Annotated in this window: 13 protein-coding genes; 4 read left to right on the top strand and 9 right to left on the bottom strand. The window is 62.8% G+C overall.

Annotated features, from left to right (window positions below):
* Positions 1-3: 3 nt before the first annotated feature.
* From V473_RS17060 to V473_RS17050, 3 genes are all read right to left on the bottom strand, one after another.
* On the bottom strand, positions 4-1,098 hold the full coding sequence (locus V473_RS17060) for a CaiB/BaiF CoA transferase family protein (protein ID WP_066607802.1): 1,095 nt from the start codon (positions 1,096-1,098) through the stop codon (positions 4-6).
* Positions 1,098-2,027 carry a 3,5-dioxohexanoate:acetyl-CoA acetone transferase gene (locus V473_RS17055; protein WP_066607800.1) on the bottom strand — a complete coding sequence of 310 codons (930 nt, stop codon included), beginning with the start codon at positions 2,025-2,027 and terminating at the stop codon, positions 1,098-1,100. The genes V473_RS17060 and V473_RS17055 overlap by 1 nt, the downstream gene beginning before the upstream one ends.
* 81 nt (positions 2,028-2,108) lie before the next feature.
* Entirely contained in the window at positions 2,109-4,793 is a 2,685-nt protein-coding gene (locus tag V473_RS17050) for a winged helix-turn-helix domain-containing protein (protein WP_244884466.1), read from the bottom strand.
* A gap of 221 nt (positions 4,794-5,014) precedes the next feature.
* Here V473_RS17050 and V473_RS17045 point away from each other — a divergent pair, with 221 nt between their 5' ends.
* Positions 5,015-6,016 (top strand): quinone oxidoreductase family protein, encoded by a 1,002-nt coding sequence (locus tag V473_RS17045; protein ID WP_066607798.1) that lies wholly within the window; start codon positions 5,015-5,017, stop codon positions 6,014-6,016.
* Positions 6,013-6,789 carry an SDR family oxidoreductase gene (locus V473_RS17040; RefSeq protein WP_066607795.1) on the top strand — a complete coding sequence of 259 codons (777 nt, stop codon included), beginning with the start codon at positions 6,013-6,015 and terminating at the stop codon, positions 6,787-6,789. Before V473_RS17045 ends, V473_RS17040 begins: the two co-directional genes overlap by 4 nt.
* Positions 6,790-6,843: 54 nt before the next feature.
* On the opposite strand, the gene V473_RS17035 is transcribed toward V473_RS17040, so the two are convergent.
* The 5 genes from V473_RS17035 to V473_RS17015 are packed head-to-tail and all read right to left on the bottom strand — an operon-like array spanning position 6,844 to position 13,125.
* Positions 6,844-7,671 carry an SDR family NAD(P)-dependent oxidoreductase gene (locus V473_RS17035; RefSeq protein ID WP_066607793.1) on the bottom strand — a complete coding sequence of 276 codons (828 nt, stop codon included), beginning with the start codon at positions 7,669-7,671 and terminating at the stop codon, positions 6,844-6,846.
* An 18-nt stretch (positions 7,672-7,689) separates the two neighbouring features.
* Positions 7,690-8,544, bottom strand: coding sequence for a MaoC/PaaZ C-terminal domain-containing protein (locus V473_RS17030; protein ID WP_066607790.1), 855 nt, complete (start codon positions 8,542-8,544; stop codon positions 7,690-7,692).
* A 21-nt stretch (positions 8,545-8,565) separates the two neighbouring features.
* Positions 8,566-9,723, bottom strand: a complete 1,158-nt coding sequence (locus V473_RS17025) for an acyl-CoA dehydrogenase family protein (protein ID WP_066607788.1) — start codon at positions 9,721-9,723, stop codon at positions 8,566-8,568.
* A complete protein-coding gene (locus V473_RS17020; protein ID WP_201785545.1) occupies positions 9,720-11,888 on the bottom strand; it encodes a 3-hydroxyacyl-CoA dehydrogenase NAD-binding domain-containing protein in 2,169 nt (722 codons plus the stop codon). Before V473_RS17020 ends, V473_RS17025 begins: the two co-directional genes overlap by 4 nt.
* Positions 11,889-11,922: 34 nt before the next feature.
* Positions 11,923-13,125 (bottom strand): acetyl-CoA C-acetyltransferase, encoded by a 1,203-nt coding sequence (locus V473_RS17015; RefSeq protein WP_066607786.1) that lies wholly within the window; start codon positions 13,123-13,125, stop codon positions 11,923-11,925.
* 153 nt (positions 13,126-13,278) lie between these two features.
* Here V473_RS17015 and V473_RS17010 point away from each other — a divergent pair, with 153 nt between their 5' ends.
* Together V473_RS17010 and V473_RS17005 are read left to right on the top strand one after the other, a co-directional pair.
* Positions 13,279-14,949: a class I adenylate-forming enzyme family protein gene (locus V473_RS17010; RefSeq protein ID WP_066607782.1), complete on the top strand. Its 1,671-nt coding sequence runs from the start codon at positions 13,279-13,281 to the stop codon at positions 14,947-14,949.
* Positions 14,950-14,975: 26 nt separating this feature from the next.
* Positions 14,976-15,758, top strand: a complete 783-nt coding sequence (locus tag V473_RS17005) for an SDR family NAD(P)-dependent oxidoreductase (RefSeq protein WP_066607780.1) — start codon at positions 14,976-14,978, stop codon at positions 15,756-15,758.
* A gap of 7 nt (positions 15,759-15,765) precedes the next feature.
* Here V473_RS17005 and V473_RS17000 read toward each other — a convergent pair whose 3' ends face one another.
* Complete coding sequence (locus V473_RS17000) at positions 15,766-16,458, bottom strand: GntR family transcriptional regulator (protein WP_201785544.1); 693 nt, start codon at positions 16,456-16,458, stop codon at positions 15,766-15,768.
* Between the last annotated feature and the right edge of the window lie 125 nt (positions 16,459-16,583).

Below are 16,583 nucleotides of genomic sequence, written 5' to 3'. Positions count from 1 at the left end.
CGCTCAGGCCCAGCGGCGGACAAGGTCGGCAATGTCCGCGACCGCCGGTTCGGCGATCGCGCCCGACGTGCGATCAAGCCGTGGCGCAGGCGCCGGCTGGGCGCTTCCTCCGCGTTGGACAAAAGTGCCGCGCGCCCGATTGTGCGGATGTTCCGGCGCTTCGCCCATCGCCAGAACCGGGGTGACGCAGGCATCGCGGTCCGCAAAATGTGCGGCCCATGCGTCGCGCGGCCGCGTGGCGAAGGCGGCTTCGAAATCGGCTTGCATCGCGGGCCAGCCCGCCCGGTCATTCTGGTCGTACCGCCGATGGCCAAGACCAAGACCCTCAACCATCTGGGCGAAGAATTTGGGTTCCAGACAACCGACCGCGACATGCCGCCCATCCGCGCAGGCATAGCAGCGATAGAAAGGCGCCGCGCCATCCAGCAGGTTCGAAGCCGGTGCGTCCGTCCAAAGCCCCTTGGACTGCCATGCGTAAAAAAGGCTCATCAACGACGCCACACCGTCCGTTATGCAAGCATCGACCACCTGCCCCTGCCCGGTCCTTTGCGCCGATAACAGGGCGCTGAGCAGGCCGAAAATCAGGAACATCGCTCCGCCGCCATAGTCGCCCACCAGATTAAGCGGCACAAGCGGCGGCGCCCCTTGCGCGCCCATCGCGTGCAGCGCGCCGGTGATCGACAGATAATTGATGTCATGCCCCGCCCGCATCGCCATCGGACCAGATTGGCCCCATCCGGTCATACGGCCAAACACCAGCCGGGGATTGCGCGCCAGGCAAATGTCGGGACCCACGCCAAGCCGTTCCATGACGCCGGGCCGATAGCCTTCGATCAATCCATCAGCGCACGCGATCAGGTCGAGCAATCGTGCGCGGTCATCCTCCCGTTTCAGGTCCAGATAGGTGACGGTGCGGCTGCGATGCAGAATGTCGCCGCCGACATCCTCCCAATCGCCTACGCCCGCCGATGGCGGGCGCGCCACGCGCACGATTTGCGCCCCCATGTCCGCCAGCAGCATCGCCGCCAGCGGAACCGGGCCGATCGCGTCGATTTCGACGATACGGATACCCGCAAGAGGTCCGGATGGCTGCGTCATCAGATGCTGGTCCGATCCGCACCCTTGAGGTCGAGAATGGCGCGCGCCTCGTCCGGGGTAGCGATTTCCAGCCCCATGCCTTCGATGATCTGCCGCGCGGTCGCGACCTGTTCCGCATTGGTCCGGGCCAGGCGACCGGGACCGCCCCATAGCGAATCTTCCAGCCCCACGCGCACATTGCCGCCCATCGACGCGGCCATTGCGACGATGCTCATCTGGCGCGCGCCTGCGCCCAGCACCGACCATTGATATTGATCGCCAAACAGCCGGTCGGCCGTGCGCTTCATGTGCATGATGTCGTCGGGATGGCTGCCGATGCCACCCAATATGCCAAAGCAGGTCTGGATGAACAACGGCGCCTTCACCAGTCCGCGATCGAGGAAATATTTAAGGTTATAGAGATGGCTGGTGTCGTAACATTCAAATTCGAACCGCGTGCCGAGCGGCGACAGCGTCGCCAGCAGATGCTCGATGTCCGCATAGGTATTTTTGAAAACCAGATCCCGCGACGCTTCGAGCGCGGCAGCTTCCCAGTCATGCTTGAAATCCTTGAACCGGTCCAGCATAGGAAACAGGCCAAAGCCCATCGTCCCCATATTCAGGCTGGCGACTTCGGGGGCGAATGTCTGGGCCGGGCGGATGCGTTCCTGCACGCTCATGGACGGATGGCCGCCGGTCGTCAGGTTGAGCACCGCATCGCTGCGCTGCTTGATAATCTGAAGGAAGGGCGCGAACAGGTCGGGATTCTGGTCGGGGCGCCCGTCGACGGGATTGCGGGCGTGTAGGTGGATGATCGCCGCCCCGGCCTCCGCCGCGCCGACGGCCGATTCCGCGATTTCCTGCGCCGTCACCGGCAGATAGGGCGACATGGACGGCGTATGGATTGCGCCGGTGATGGCGCAGCTGATGATGACTTTACGTTTGGCCATGATGGTTCCTTTCACGCAGCAGCGCGATGGCAGGCGCCCTGAGGCGCGCAATCTATCCTTCGATAGGCGCAGGACAAGCGATCAGGGCAGGATACCCAACTGGCGCGCGCGCAGCACCGCCTGCGGCCGCCGCCGCACGCCCAACTTGTCATATATCTGCTGCATATACCATTTGACCGTGCCTTCGGTCAGTCCCAGCCGGTCCCCGATTTCGCGGTTGCGCAAACCGCCGCTGACCATGGTCAATATGTCAACTTCGCGATTGGCGAGGCGGCCGGTCAGGCCGAAATCATCCTGGTCATCCTCATCCGTTTCGATCTGCGGACCACTGCGCATCATCGACACCAATCGCACGGCGAAACGGTCAGCCGGGGTTTCCAGTTCCGGTCCCTGCGCATAGGCTTCGGTCAGTAGCGACGCGATCACTTCGCCTTCGTCGATGAAGGTGCGGACCCAGCCCGCCGGTTCGGCCATTTCCACAGCGGTGCGAACCGCCCGACGCGCTTCGGACCGATTGCCCTGCAACACGGCGATTTCAGCCAGCAGCAGTTCGAACGTGACCGCCGATCGCACAGCGCCTGCCCGCTTGACGAATTCCAGCCAGCGATGCGCGACCTTGCGCGCCCGGCCAAGCCGATGCCGCTGCATTTCGATCCGCAGCCAGGCGATCGCGATACTCTCGTTGCGACGGGTGGGGTGCAGCGTGGGGACCGGTTCGCCATCCAGTTGCGGATCGCCCGCCGCGAAATGCTGCTCTGCTTCCTCGATCTGCCCCGCCTTGATGAGCAAACGGACTTCTTCGGCCACGATGAACGCCCGCATCCGGTCCAGCCCACATTCGATCGCGACCAGATGCGCGTCGTTGAGCGTCGTGAGCGCGCCGGGCAGATCGCCACGCGCCGCGCGCAGACGGGCGTTGACGATATAGCCCGACGCCATCTGGTCCGCAAAGCCCCATTGCCGCACGACCGGCAGATGGCGTTCGACCAGATCGGTCGCACTGTCCATATCGCCAGCATCATAGAGAAGTTCCGCCATCGGCAGCGCGGGCAAGGCGGCAAGGCCCGATCCTTCGCCGTGTATCTCCCTGGCCAGCGTCAATGCCTCGTCCAAAAAACGATGCGCCAGTTGGGTCTTGCCCTGGGCCATCAATGTCGGGGCGACCGATGCCTTGAGCGCGATCGAAGCAAAGTCCGATCCCGGACGGGACAAGGCGCGCCGGGTTTCCGCCTCCAGTTTGAGCATGTCCTGAAAATGATAGAGTTCGCGGCGCGCCGACATCAGCTGCGCCAACAATGTACAGCTCAGATAGGCATGGCTTTCGGCCATTTCGGCCAGCAGCGGCTCGGCCTCCGCCTCCACATTGACCATGTCGTCGCGCGCCGCGGCCAGCATCACGAGCCGATGTCGGATCATCAGGTCAAGCTGTTCGCTTTCATGGGCGGACATCGCATCGCCCTGACTGCGCGCATCATGGATCGAGCGCGCCGTGGCAATCAGCCGGTCGGCAGCGGCGAAGGATAATTGCCGTATCCGTCGCCACGCCAATGCCAACAACAAATAGGGATGCTGCGCCAGCACACTCCAGGGCAGATCCGCGCTCAGTTCGTCAATCCGGTAGAGATAGCCCGAATAGGTCAGCCGTTCGGCCAGCCGATCCAGTTGCGCGGCCAGGAAGCCCTGGTCCCCGCTCAAGCGCGCATGTTCGATCGCCGTTACGATGTCGCCGGTCTCCGCGAAATGGTTGCTCGCGCGGCAGTGCGTCATCGTGGCGCGGGCGGGCGCACGGTCCATCAGGCGACCCAGCACCATTTCGCGGAAAAGGCGATGATAGGCGTAGCGGCCATGTTCCTGATCGATGGCGTTGAGAAACAGTCCCTGACGAAAGACATGATCCAGCATCACGCGCGCGTCTTCGTCTCCGGTGACCGCTGCGCAGGCCGAAGGGGTCAGTTCGTCGAGGATCGACGTGTCGACCAGAAAGCGTCGCACATGGTCCGGCTGAAGGCCCAGGACTTCCTCGTGGAAATATTCCGCAAACTCCGGGCGCAGGCCGGTCAGCCGCAGATTGCCGCCGCCCTGCATCCCGCGCCGGTAGAGGTCGCACGCGATGACGACGCCCGACACCCATCCCTGCGTATCTCGCACGATGTCCTGCAAATCGCGCGAATCGATCGGCGCGCCGATGCTCTTAGTCACCAATTGGGTAGCTTCAGCCAAGGTGAAGGACAGATCGCTGTTGCCCACTTCGACCAGAAAGCCGAGCGCCCGCATCCGCGCCAGCGGCAGGCCGACGACGCCGCGCGCCGCCACGATCATCGTCAGCCCGTCGCGCGCGCTTGACGACAGTTGCGCGATGAAGGCGATGGTCTGTTCGTCGAGCAATTGGGCGTCGTCGATGATGATGACGGGCCTGGGTTCCACGACCGTCGATAACGTCCTGAGCCAGACCGCGTCATCGGCATCCCCGGCAACGTCGGGCCAGTCGAGACGCAGAGCATTCCCCGCGGCCTTGAGCGCCAGCAGGAAGGATGTCTTGTTGCCGATGCCGGCCCGCGCCGCCAGCCACAGCACGGGCCGACCTTGCGCCCGCAGCCTTTCCGCCCAGTAAAGCATCGCCGTCGTCTTGCCGCTGCCAGCGGGGGCGGACACCATGGTCAGACGCGCTTGGGCGACCTTTTCGGTCAGGGCGGCCAGCGCCGGACGCTCGATCAGCGTCGGCGTTATCCGGGGCGGCAGGACGATCGTTGGGACCACAGCCATCATTCTCTCCTGTTCGTGCTGCGTGGCACGATTCGTTTTATCGTTCTAAATATATTCTGACCTGTGAAATCCTAAATGCAATCCCCTTTTCCTATCCTCAGATAGGTCATCATTCGCGCCAGATATTGTCCTGGGGAAACCTCAAGGCTGCGTCGCACACGCGCCGTCCATGAAAAAGGCAGGCGACCCGAACCGCCGGGCCGGCACATCAGGAAAGGTTGACCATGAAGGCCCTGTATCTCGAAAAGATCGACGGACCCGATTCCGTCGTGGTGGCGGACGTCGAAACGCCGGTGCCAGGGCCAGGCGAGGTCCGCGTCGCGATAAAGGCCGCGTCGGTCAACCACCGCGAATTGTTCATAACCCATGGCCAATATCCCGGCATGACCGTGCCCGTCACGCTGGGTTGCGACGGCGCAGGTGTCGTGGACATGATCGGAGAGAGCGTTTCGGGCGTCAGCGAAGGCGACGAGGTCGTCCTCTATCCTGCGCGCAATTGGGGTTCCAACCGCCACGCGCCCGCCGCCGATTTCGGCCTGCTGGGGATGCCCTTTGCTGGCACCATTGCCGAATATATCTGCGTGCCGGTCGAAAATCTGGCGCCAAAGCCTGCATTCATGAGCTTCGAGGAAGCGGGCGCCATGCCGTTGACGGCGCTCACCTCGTGGCGGGCGCTGATGTTCAAGGGGCGGTTGCAGGCGGGCGAAACGCTGCTCATCAGCGGCGTGGGCGGCGGCGTCGCCACGTTCGGTCTTGCCTTCGCGGTCGCCAAGGGCGCCAATGTCTATGTCACGGGCGAAAGTCAGGATGTTATAGACCGCGCCATCGCCATGGGGGCCAAGGGCGGCCTGCTCTACACCGATCCCGACTGGCGCAAACAAGTCGGCAAGCTGACCGGCGGCATCGACGTAGTGCTGGACGGCGCACCTTCGCCCAGCTTTTCGAACTATGTCCGCGCCATCAATCCAGGCGCGCGCATCGTCATCTATGGTTCGACGGCAGGGAACGAGATCAAGTTCAACGCGACCGACATATTCCTGAAAAGCGCCAGCATCGTCGGCAGCCAGGTCGGCGATCCGCAGGATTTCCAGGACATGCTGGCCTTTGCGGATGAACATAAGATCAAGCCGGTGATCGAGGCGTCCTATCCTTTGGCGCAGGCCAAGGAAGCGCTGCTCCACCTGCGCGACGCGCATAAATTCGGCAAAGTCGTGGTGACGATGTGAGCGACCTGTTCAGTCTTGCAGGCAAGCAGGCGCTCGTCACCGGCGGTGCGCAAGGGCTTGGCCGCATGATCGCCGAGGGGCTTCTGCGCGCGGGCGCAACCGTGGCGATCACATCGCGCAAAGCCGATATTTGTGAGGCCGCGGCCAGCGAAATGTCGGTACTGGGAAGGTGCATCCCCCTGCCTGCCGATCTGTCTACGCCGGAGGCGGCGGTCGATCTGGTGGCGCGCTATCGCAATGCGATGGGCGCGTGCCACATCCTCGTCAATAATGCGGGCAAGACCTGGGGCGGCGATATAGACAATTTCCCCGACAAGGCATGGCCAGGCGTGATGGCCGTCAATGTACAGACGCCTTTCACCATGGTGCGTGAATTGCTGCCCGAATTGGGCGCCAGTGCGACTGCCGACGATCCTGCACGGATCATCAACATCGGTTCGGTCGCGGGCATGAAGACGGAGCGCTTGAACGCCTATAGCTACGCCGCCAGCAAGGCCGCCGTTCATATGATGACGCGCGACCTGGCCGGGGATTTGGCCGCGCGCAACATTACCGTAAATGCAGTCATTCCAGGCTTTTTCCCCACGAAGATGACGGCGCATATGCGCGACGACGACAATGTCGATCCGGGGCTTCTAGCCCATATCCCGCTGCGTCGCCTGGGCAAGCCGGACGACATCGCCGGTATCGTCATATTTCTGTGTTCGCGGGCAGGCGGCTATGTGACGGGCGCGCAAATTCCCGTGGATGGCGGCGTGGTCGGTTGCGGCTGAATTGAAAAGAACGAGAGGGGCGGTCGCGATGCCGGTTCGCCGCCCCCTTCCTCCCTATAATTGCCAGCCGCCACCCGCAACGATCACCTGGCCGGTGATATAATCGGCTTCCGGCAGGCACAGCAGATAGACAGCGCCCGCCGCTTCCTCCGGCGTTCCGGCACGGCCCAGCGGAATACCTTTTTCCATCGCTTCGAGAATTTCGTCGCTGACCCCGGCCTTGATGTCCTTGCCCTTGACATTGATGGTCGAACTGCCGGCCTCCCCTGCGGTCATCCGCGTCATGATCGCGCCGAAAGCAACGGCGTTGACCGTGACATTATAGCGCCCCCATTCCTTCATCACGGTCTTGGTCAGGCCGACGATCCCGGCCTTCCCCGCGGCATAGCCTGCCTGCCCGGCATTGCCCCCCAGCCCCGCGACCGATGAGATATTGACGACCGTGCGACGCTGCGCACGGCCATGTTCGGCAATTTCCGCCTTGGCCGCAGTGGCGATAACCGGTTGCGCGGCGCGCAGGATGCGGAACGGGGCGCTCAGATGCACGTCCAGCATCGCCATCCATTGTTCGTCGCTGGTCTTTTGCAGCACCGAGTCCCAGGCGTAACCGGCATTGTTAACGATGATGTCGATCGTGCCGAAGGCATCGACCGCGGCGGCCACAAATTTTTCGCCGAAATCCGCCGCCGTCACATCACCCACGCACACCACGGCACGCACACCCAGCGCCTCGATCTCCGCCGCAGTCGCCTGTGCGACATCATTGTCCAGGTCGTTGACTACGACATGCGCACCATTGCCCGCCAGCTTGAGCGCGATCGCCTTGCCGATACCCCGACCGGAGCCGGAAACCAGCGCGATCTTACCGTCCAATATTTTCACTTTGCTTCCCGTTCTTCTTCAAAATCCGGCGACGCACGCACGTCCGCCATCCATTACCACGACGCTGCGGTCGGAGATGCTTGCCCGAAACAATATGTTATCGCCATCGCGCCAGATTTCGGTCCGCACCGTTTCCCCCGGCCAGACAGGTGCGGTGAAACGTGCACTCATCCCGGTCAGCAGCGCCGCTTGGCCGCCGCAGCACAAGTGAACCAGCGCCCGGCTGACCAGCCCCATCGTCGCCAGCCCATGCAAAACGGGTCGATCAAACCCTGCCGATGCCGCCGTCCCTGCATCGACATGCAGCGGATTGCGATCCCCGGTCAGGCGATAGAGCAGCGCCTGATTGATCGCGGTCGGCAGATCGAGCAAGGCATGGGCCGGTTCGTCGGGCATCGTCGTCGCCATTTGGCCCGGCAAATCGCGCGGACCGCCAAAGCCGCCCGCGCCGCGCAGCACCCAGATTTCCTCCATCTCCGCGATCACCAGATCGGTCGGGGTCATCAGGGTCCGCTTGGCGCGCACCAGCGCAGCCTTGCCCGGTCCTTTGTCGGCGACATCGCCAATCTCTATCCGGCCATGCACCAACTGGCCCAGTTCCAACGGACGCAGCAGCCGCAAACTCTGCTCCCCGTGCAGGATGCGCGGCCAGTCCCAGCCCAGTTCGCCCGCCATCGGCCAGAAACCCGGTGTCCCCAGCACCAGCGCCATCGTCGGCAGCACTTCAAGGTCACGCTCGAACAGCAGATGCTGCTCGTCGATCGCACCCAGCCCGGCACCCACGCCCAGCGCGTAAAGGATGGCGCTGCGCGGATCGCAAATATCTTCCGCCGCCGGGACAGCAAAGCCCCGCAAACGATCAAGGTTCAACATCGGCACTCTCCCGGCAATGGCTCAGGACAGCTTGCGCTCGTCCAGACCCAGCCCGCGCCCGATAATTTCACGCATGATTTCGCTGGTGCCGGCGAAGATACGGCTGATCCGGGCGTCGGTATACATGCGGCTGATGCGATATTCTTCCATATAGCCCGCGCCACCGTGCAATTGTACGCACTCGTCCATCACCCGGCCTTCCAGTTCGCTGGTCAACAGCTTGGCCGCCGACGCATCCTCCGCCGTCAATTCGCCGGCGTTGAGCAGCAGGACGCATTGATCGACATAGGTTTGAAGCGCGTCCAGTTCGGCCCGCATCGACGCCATCTTGAACCGGCTGTTCTGGAACGCGCCGATCGGTTTGCCGAACGCCTTGCGCTCCTTCACATAATCTAGCGTGATGTCGAACGCGGTCTGCGCCGTCGCCATGAAGCCGATCGCGGCGACCAACCGCTCTTGCGCCAGGAAACGGGCCAGATATTTGAAGCCCTGCGTCGGATCGCCCAGCACATTGGCCTTGGGCACCTTCACGTCGTTGAAGAAGAGTTCAGCGGTATCCTGGGCTTTCAGACCCATCTTAGCGAGTTTGCGCCCGCGTTCGAACCCTTCCATGCCGCGTTCGACCACGAACAGGCCAAGACCGTGGCGGCTGTTGGGATCGGTGCGCGCGGCGACGATAACCAAATCACCCAATATCCCGTTGGAAATATAGGTTTTCGCGCCATTGAGCAGCCAATGGTCGCCCTGATCGGTGGCGCTGGTGCGCATCCCGGCCAGGTCGCTGCCGGTCGAAGGTTCGGTCATCGCGACGGCCAGGATTTTTTCCCCGCTGACGATGCCGGGCATCCAGCGATCCTTCTGTTCCTCCGTTCCCAGCTTGGCGATATAGGGCGCAACCAGATCATTATGCAGGTTGATGTAGAAGCCTACATCGCCATGGCGCATATTTTCTTCGATGATGATCTGTTCGAAGCGAAAATCGTCTATCCCCGCGCCGCCATATTTTTCGTCCGCCCAGGTGCAGAGCAAACCCTGCGCCCCGGCCTTGAGATAAAGTTCGCGATCAACGATACCCTGTTCGCGGAACCGCTCGGCATGGGCGCCGACTTCTGCGCCCATGAATTTGACGACACTGTCGCGGAACTGTTCATGCTCCGCTTCGAAGATCAGGCGTTTCATGCCGGAACCGGCTCCTTGACCGTGGTTTCGGTGGCGGCGGTGTAGAAATCTTCGCCCCTGGCCGCCTTGTCGCGCAACCAGGCGGACGGCAGGAAACGCGGACCGTAAAGCTGGGCCAGGCGGTCGGATTCCTGCACGAATTTTGCGATGCCGATCGTGTCGATATAGCTGATCGTGCCGCCGGTCCATGCCGGGAAGCCCCAGCCATAAATGGCGCCAAGGTCGGCATCCTGCGGCGTTTCCAGCACATTTTCTTCCAGGCAGCGGGCGGTTTCCATCGCCTGGGCATAGAGATAGCGCTGTTTCAGTTCCTCAATGTCCCAGCCAGCTTTGGTAGGGAAATGATCGGCCAATCCTGTCCACAGATGTTTCTTGCCGCCTTCGGGATAGTCGTAAAACGCTCCGCCCGTCTTGCGACCGGAGCGGCCAATTTCATCCTTCATCCGTCGCATGACGGCAACGCCGGCGGGCGGCGTGTAGGCGTCGCCCTCTTCCGCGATCGCCTGATCGACGATCTTGAGCGGCAGATCGAGCGTCAGTTCATCCAATAGAGCGAGCGGCCCGACTGGCATCCCCACTGCCTTGGCCGCATTCTCGATCACCGCAGGCGGTACGCCTTCGGCCAGCATCGCAGCGCCTTCGTGGATCAGCATCTGGAACACGCGGCTGGTGTAGAAGCCGCGGCTGTCGTTGACGACAATCGGTGTCTTGCGCAACTGGGCGATGTAATCGAGGCCCTTGGCCAGCGTCGCCTTGCTGGTTTGCTTACCCATGATGACCTCGACCAGTCCCATCCGCTCGACCGGCGAGAAGAAGTGCAGGCCGATAAACTGGTCGGGACGTTTGGAGGCCTGTGCCAGTTGGGAAATCGGCAGGGTGGACGTGTTCGACGCGAAGATGGCCGCTTCGGGCAACACCGCTTCGGCCTTGCGCGTGGTTTCGGCTTTGATCGCAGTGTCCTCGAACACCGCTTCGATCACCAGGTCGCAGCCGTCGAGGAGCGCGAAGTCGTCGGTCGGGGTAATACGGGCCAGGATGGCGTCGGCCTTATCCTGCGCTATCTGGCCCTTCTGCACCGACTTGCCCAGCACCTTGGCGGAGTAGTCCTTGCCCTTTTGCGCGGTCGCGGTGTCGCGGTCGATCAGCACGACCTCTATACCCGCATTGGCGGAGACATAGGCGATGCCCGCGCCCATCATGCCCGCGCCCAGCACGCCGACCTTCTTGGCCGCGAATTTCTCAAAGCCTTCGGGACGGCGCGCGCCCTTTTCGGCGGCCTGCTTGGAAATGAAGGTCGTGCGGATGATGTTGCGCGCGACAGGATCGGTCAGCAGCCTGGCGAAATATTTGCCCTCGACGGTCAGCGCCTTGTCGAAAGGCAGTTGCAGCCCCTGGAACACGCAGTTGAGGATGGCGAGCGGCGCCGGCTGATTATAGCCGACCTTCGCTAGGCCGCCAGCCGCCATCATATAGGCGGCGGAGTCTTCCGGGACGGTCAGCCCTTTCTTCTGCGGCGGGGTCCACCCCTTGACGTCCCACGGCTTGACCGGATCGGGACCAGTAGCCAGCCAGGCCTTGCCCGCGTCGATCAGCGTGGCGGCAGGCACGACCTCATCGACGATCTTGAGCTTGAGCGCATCGGCAGGGCCGACCGAACGGCCGGAAAGCAGCAGGTCGAGCGCGGTTTTCATGCCCGCGATCAGACCCAGCCGCACCGTGCCGCCCGATCCAGGGAGCAGGCCCACATTGACTTCGGGCAGGCCGACCAGTGCCTTGGCATCGTCCGCCAGGATGCGCCGATGGCAGGCGAGCGCGAGTTCGAACCCGCCGCCGAGCGCCAGCCCGTTGATAGCCGCAACCCAGGGCTTGCCCGATTGTTCGATCGCGCGGTGCATGTCGGTCGCGCGCTTGGAAAAGGCGTAGGCTTGGCTGGGCGTCAGCGTACCGAAGCCGTTGACCAGTTGCTTGAGGTCGGCGCCCGCCATGAAGCTGGCCTTGGCCGATGTCAGGATGACGCCCTTGATGCTGTCGTCTTCGGCTATCTGCCGGGTCGCCGCTTCCATGTCGGCGATGAAAGCATCGTTGACGACGTTCATCGATCCTTCGGCGTCGAGGGTCAGGATCGCGAAGCCGTCATCGGCCTTTTGCAGTTGCATGGTCTTCATGGAATGTCCCGCTTCATGGTTCGCAAGGGCGCGTTCAGACGCGCTCGATAATGGCGGCCGTGCCCAGGCCGTTGGCGGCGCACAGCGTTATAAGGCCGGTTGACGCATCGCGCCGCTCCAGTTCGTCGAGCACGGTGCCCAGGATCATCGCCCCGGTCGCGCCGAGCGGATGGCCCATGGCGATCGCGCCGCCATTCACGTTGATCTTGTCATCGGGAATGTCGAGGTTGCGCTGGAAGTGCATGACGACGCTGGCGAAGGCTTCGTTCAGCTCCCACAGGTCGATGTCCTTTTCAGTCATGCCGCCGACCTTCAAGGCCTTGCGCGACACGGCGGTCGGCGCTGTCAGCATGATCGTGGGTTCAGACCCGATATTGGCATAGGAGCGGATGCGGCCGCGCGGCTTCAATCCGGCCTTTTCCCCAAATGCCCTGGATCCCACGAGCACCAGACCCGACCCGTCGACTATGCCCGAACTGTTGCCGCCATGATGGACATAGCTCAGCTCTTCGATCTGCGGATATTTCGCCTTCGCCACGGCTTCGAACCCGGCCTTGCCGAACCCTTCGAACGCCGGCTTGAGCTTGGCCAGGCTTTCGACCGTGGTGCCCGGACGCATATGCTCGTCACGGTCGAGGACAACCTCGCCTAAAACATCCGTTACCGGGACGATAGAGCGTTTGAAATAGCCCTGATCCCACGCATGGGCAGCCTTGCGCTGGCTTTCGACCGCGAAGCGATCGACATCTTCGCGGGTATAGCCGTCCAGTGTGGCTATAATGTCCGCACCGATCCCCTGCGGCGCGTAATAATTGCCGTAAGCAACCGCGGGATCGGATGTCCATGCGCCCGAATCATAACCCATCACCGTGCGACTCATCGATTCTACGCCGCCGCCGATTCCCGCGTCGATCATCCCGGCATGAACCTGCGCCGCGATCAGGCTGACAGCGTCCAGCCCGGTGGCGCAAAAACGATGGATCTGCTGTCCGGCGACGGTTTGAGCATAGCCGGCCTGCAATACGGCCGCGCGGGCCAGAACGCCGCCCTGCTCGCCGACCGGCTGGGCCATGCCGATGATGACATCGTCCAGCAACGCGGTGTCCAGATCGTTGCGGGTCTGGAGCGCCTTGAGCAATTGCGCGGCCATTTCGACCGACGTGATTTCGTGCAGCGCGCCGTCCGGGCGGCCCTTGCCGCGCGGCGTGCGAACATGATCGTAGATGTAGGCTTCCATCGTAAATTCCCGACCCGTGATCCGATACTTTGCTGTGTCCGCTCTTGGCGCGGGCCGCCCTGTCCGCACCTATCCAACGAAAGGCGCATGGGCGCGCGGGCGCTGCAATCTGATGCCAAGACAGGATCGGCTGAAATTTAGGAGCGGGCTTTCGTGGGCATCAAGGGCGAGGACAGCGCCGCAATTCGCATAACGGCGACGACGCTGGGCGATCTGCTACTGGCAGGGTGGGACAAGGGTCGCGGCAAGGACGCACTGGTCTTTCCAGGCGAACGCAAAAGCTATGACGATCTGGTGGCGAGCGTCCTACGGCGCGCGCGTGGGTTGAAAGCGCTGGGCATCGGGCGGGGCGACCATGTCGGCATATTATTGCCGTCCAGCATCGAATTTGTCGAAACGCTGTTCGCCAACGCCATGTGCGGCGCGGTGTCGGTGTTGATGAATGCCCGCTACAAGGCGCCGGAAATGGCTTATGTGGCGCAAAATGCCGATTTGCGTGCAATCGTGACTAATGATCTGATCAGCGAGCATGTGGATTTCGGCGCGCGCCTGACAGAGGCCTTTCCCGACCTGTCATCGGCGGTCGATCCTGCCGCGCTGACGCTGGCGGAAACGCCCCTGCTTCGACAGATCATCATGCTTGGCGGACGCTCCGCCCCCGGTTTCATCGACCAAGCCATGTTCGATGCAGCGGCAGATGGCGTCAGCGAGATGGACATACATGACGCACGTTTGACGGTGCGTGTCCGCGACACCGCGATGATCCTCTATACGTCCGGGACGTCGGCCAATCCCAAGGGGTGCCTGCTCAGCCATGAGGCGGTGACGCGCGAGGCGAATAATCTTGCCCGCTATCGCTGGGGCTTCCAGCCCGACGAACGCGCCTGGTCGCCGCTGCCGCTGTTTCACATCGCCGCGATGCTGTGCATGTTGGGCGCGATGGATGTAGGCGGCACCTTCATCGGCCAGCCCCATTTCGACGCCGGGGAAAGCCTGCGCCAGATCGAGGCGGAACGGGTGACGATGATGTTTTTGCCCTTCGTCACCTTCCATCAGGCGATGATCGCGCACCCCGATTGGGACAAGACGGATATGTCGTCCGTCCGCCTGCAAAATAGCTGCTTTGCCTTCATGCCGGACCGGGTCGGCCGGGCCTATCGAGACAAGGCGCCCAACATGCTGCAAGTCGGCACCATGGGCATGACCGAAGCGACGGGGATCGTGACGACTGGCGGCCCGGCGATGGACCCTGAAATGGGCTTCAGAAAGCTGGGCTATCCGCTGGCCGGGATCGAGATGAAAATCATCGATCCCGACACCGGCGTGGAACGCGGCGTGGACGAGCGGGGCGAAATATTGATCCGCGGCTATAATCTGTTCGACGGCTATTATCGCGACCCGGAAAAAACCGCCGAAGCGATCGACCCGGACGGATGGTATCATAGCGCCGACATCGGATCGATCGACGCGGAAGGCCATGTGATGTTCCATGGACGTTTCAAGGATATGCTAAAGGTCGGCGGTGAGAATGTCGCAGCAGCGGAAGTGGAGGCCGTCCTGGCCAGCCATCCCGCCGTCCGGCTGGCGCAGGTCGTCGGCCTGCCCGACGATCGGCTGGCCGAGATACCGGCGGCCTATATCGAGTGCGATGGCGACGTGTCGGTGGAGCCGGACGAACTGATCGCCTACACCAAGGCGCGCCTGGCATCGTTCAAGGTGCCGCGCCACATCCGGTTCGTCGACGAATGGCCTATGTCGGCGTCAAAGATTCAAAAGTTCAAGCTGCGCGCGGCGTTGATGGACGAACTGGGCCTGAACGACTGACAGAAAAAAGAATTGGGAGAGCATATATGCGGGTCATCATCACAGGCGCGGCCAGCGGCATAGGGCGCGCCTGCGCGCAACTGCTGGCCGATGGCGGCGCGATTGCGGGCGAGCATCGGATGTTGCTGGTCGATCGGGATGCGGCCAACCTTCAGATCGTCGCCGATGCGATCGGCCCGGCGGCTGCGACGTGCGTGGTCGACCTGGCGCAGCTGGATTGCGGCGACCGGATCGTGGCGGCAGCGCTTGCGCATATGGGCGGGATCGACGCGGTCGTCAGCAATGCCGGAATCATCATGGGTGGCGCGCTCGTCGACCTCCCCGTCGAAGATTTCGACCGTATCTTTGCGATCAATACCCGGTCCGCCTGGCTGCTGGGCAAGGCGGCGCATCCGCATTTGAAAGTCAGCAAGGGCGCCTTCGTGGCCACCGCCTCCATGTCCGCGACCGCGCCGACGCCCGCGCTGGGTTTCTATTCATGCAGCAAGGCCGCATTGCTGATGATGATCCGCCAGTTGAGCATCGAATGGGGACCGGACGGCATCCGATGCAACAGCGTATCCCCCGGCCCGACCTATACGCCGATGACGGCAGCGGGCTATGACGACAAGGCCCGGCGCGACCAGCGCGAGGCGAGCATACCGCTGGGCAAGCTGGGCATGGCCGAAGATGTCGCCAACGCCATTTTGTTCCTGATCGGGCCTCAAGCGGGACATATTAGCGGGATCGACATATTGGTCGATGGCGGAATGAGCAACATGCTAATGCCCGCCAGTGGCGGCGGAACCGGACAGAAGCGGCAGGACTAGAATGGGGTCAGGCCGCCTTCTCGCCCGGCAGGCGCATCGCGCCGTCCTGTGCATCGACCAGCAGGCGGGCGGTCGCCATCAGGTGATCGCCCAGCAGCGCCACCGCCCGATCGGCGTCGCGGCCAAGCGTCGCGGTGACGATATCGCGATGTTCATGGACCAGATCGCGCTCGCCGGTCGCCAGCGGGACGGTGAGGTAGCGATAGCGCTCCGACTGGGCGTAGAGCCAGTCGCGCATCCGCAGCAGCCAGGGGCTGTCGCAGGCGGCCACCAGCGCATGGTGGAACGCGCCATGGGCGTCGGCATAATCCTCGTTCAGGCGGGCAGGATCGGCGGGATCGCGAGTCGGCGTTTTGCTCAGGCGGTGGGCGGCGCTGACGATCGCGGACTCCCAGTCCAGCCCTCCGCTCATAATGGCGCGGCGCAGACATTGCCCTTCTATATCGCTGCGCACCGTTACCAGATCCATCAGGTCGCCGATCGAAATCGGCGTCGCGCGAAAACCGCGCGCATCATCCTGCGTCACGAAACCTTCGGACGTCAGGCGGGACAAAGCCTCCCGCACCGCGCCAAGGCTGAATCCGCGATTGTCGGACACATCCTTGATGTTGATCCTGTCACCCGGCACCAGCCGACACGTCAGCAGATCATCCCGCAACTGGCGATAGGCCCGCTCAGTCAGGCTCAATTTCTTCATCATCGCAGCAGTCATAGCAGCTTTGAAACCACAGGCAAATGCGGATAGTATATTTTAAATCTCAGAATATATTTCATATTGACCCGGATGGCGGCGGCCGCCACGGTGGCAGGGTATCAGGAGGACAA

It is taken from the genome of Sphingobium cupriresistens LL01, from assembly GCF_001046645.1.
GTDB classification, from domain to species: domain Bacteria; phylum Pseudomonadota; class Alphaproteobacteria; order Sphingomonadales; family Sphingomonadaceae; genus Sphingobium; species Sphingobium cupriresistens.
This window is presented reverse-complemented; position numbering and strand designations above follow the sequence as displayed.

What these genes read in the sequence shown, in the direction of transcription:
- V473_RS17055 (WP_066607800.1), bottom strand. Translation starts at nt 2,027, where the DNA reads ATGGCCAAACGTAAAGTCATCATCAGCTGCGCCATCACCGGCGCAATC.
- V473_RS17030 (WP_066607790.1), bottom strand. Translation starts at nt 8,544, where the DNA reads ATGTTGAACCTTGATCGTTTGCGGGGCTTTGCTGTCCCGGCGGCGGAA.
- V473_RS17060 (WP_066607802.1), bottom strand. Translation starts at nt 1,098, where the DNA reads ATGACGCAGCCATCCGGACCTCTTGCGGGTATCCGTATCGTCGAAATC.
- V473_RS17005 (WP_066607780.1), top strand. Translation starts at nt 14,976, where the DNA reads ATGCGGGTCATCATCACAGGCGCGGCCAGCGGCATAGGGCGCGCCTGC.
- V473_RS17045 (WP_066607798.1), top strand. Translation starts at nt 5,015, where the DNA reads ATGAAGGCCCTGTATCTCGAAAAGATCGACGGACCCGATTCCGTCGTG.
- V473_RS17015 (WP_066607786.1), bottom strand. Translation starts at nt 13,125, where the DNA reads ATGGAAGCCTACATCTACGATCATGTTCGCACGCCGCGCGGCAAGGGC.
- V473_RS17050 (WP_244884466.1), bottom strand. Translation starts at nt 4,793, where the DNA reads ATGATGGCTGTGGTCCCAACGATCGTCCTGCCGCCCCGGATAACGCCG.
- V473_RS17000 (WP_201785544.1), bottom strand. Translation starts at nt 16,458, where the DNA reads ATGATGAAGAAATTGAGCCTGACTGAGCGGGCCTATCGCCAGTTGCGG.
- V473_RS17025 (WP_066607788.1), bottom strand. Translation starts at nt 9,723, where the DNA reads ATGAAACGCCTGATCTTCGAAGCGGAGCATGAACAGTTCCGCGACAGT.
- V473_RS17020 (WP_201785545.1), bottom strand. Translation starts at nt 11,888, where the DNA reads ATGAAGACCATGCAACTGCAAAAGGCCGATGACGGCTTCGCGATCCTG.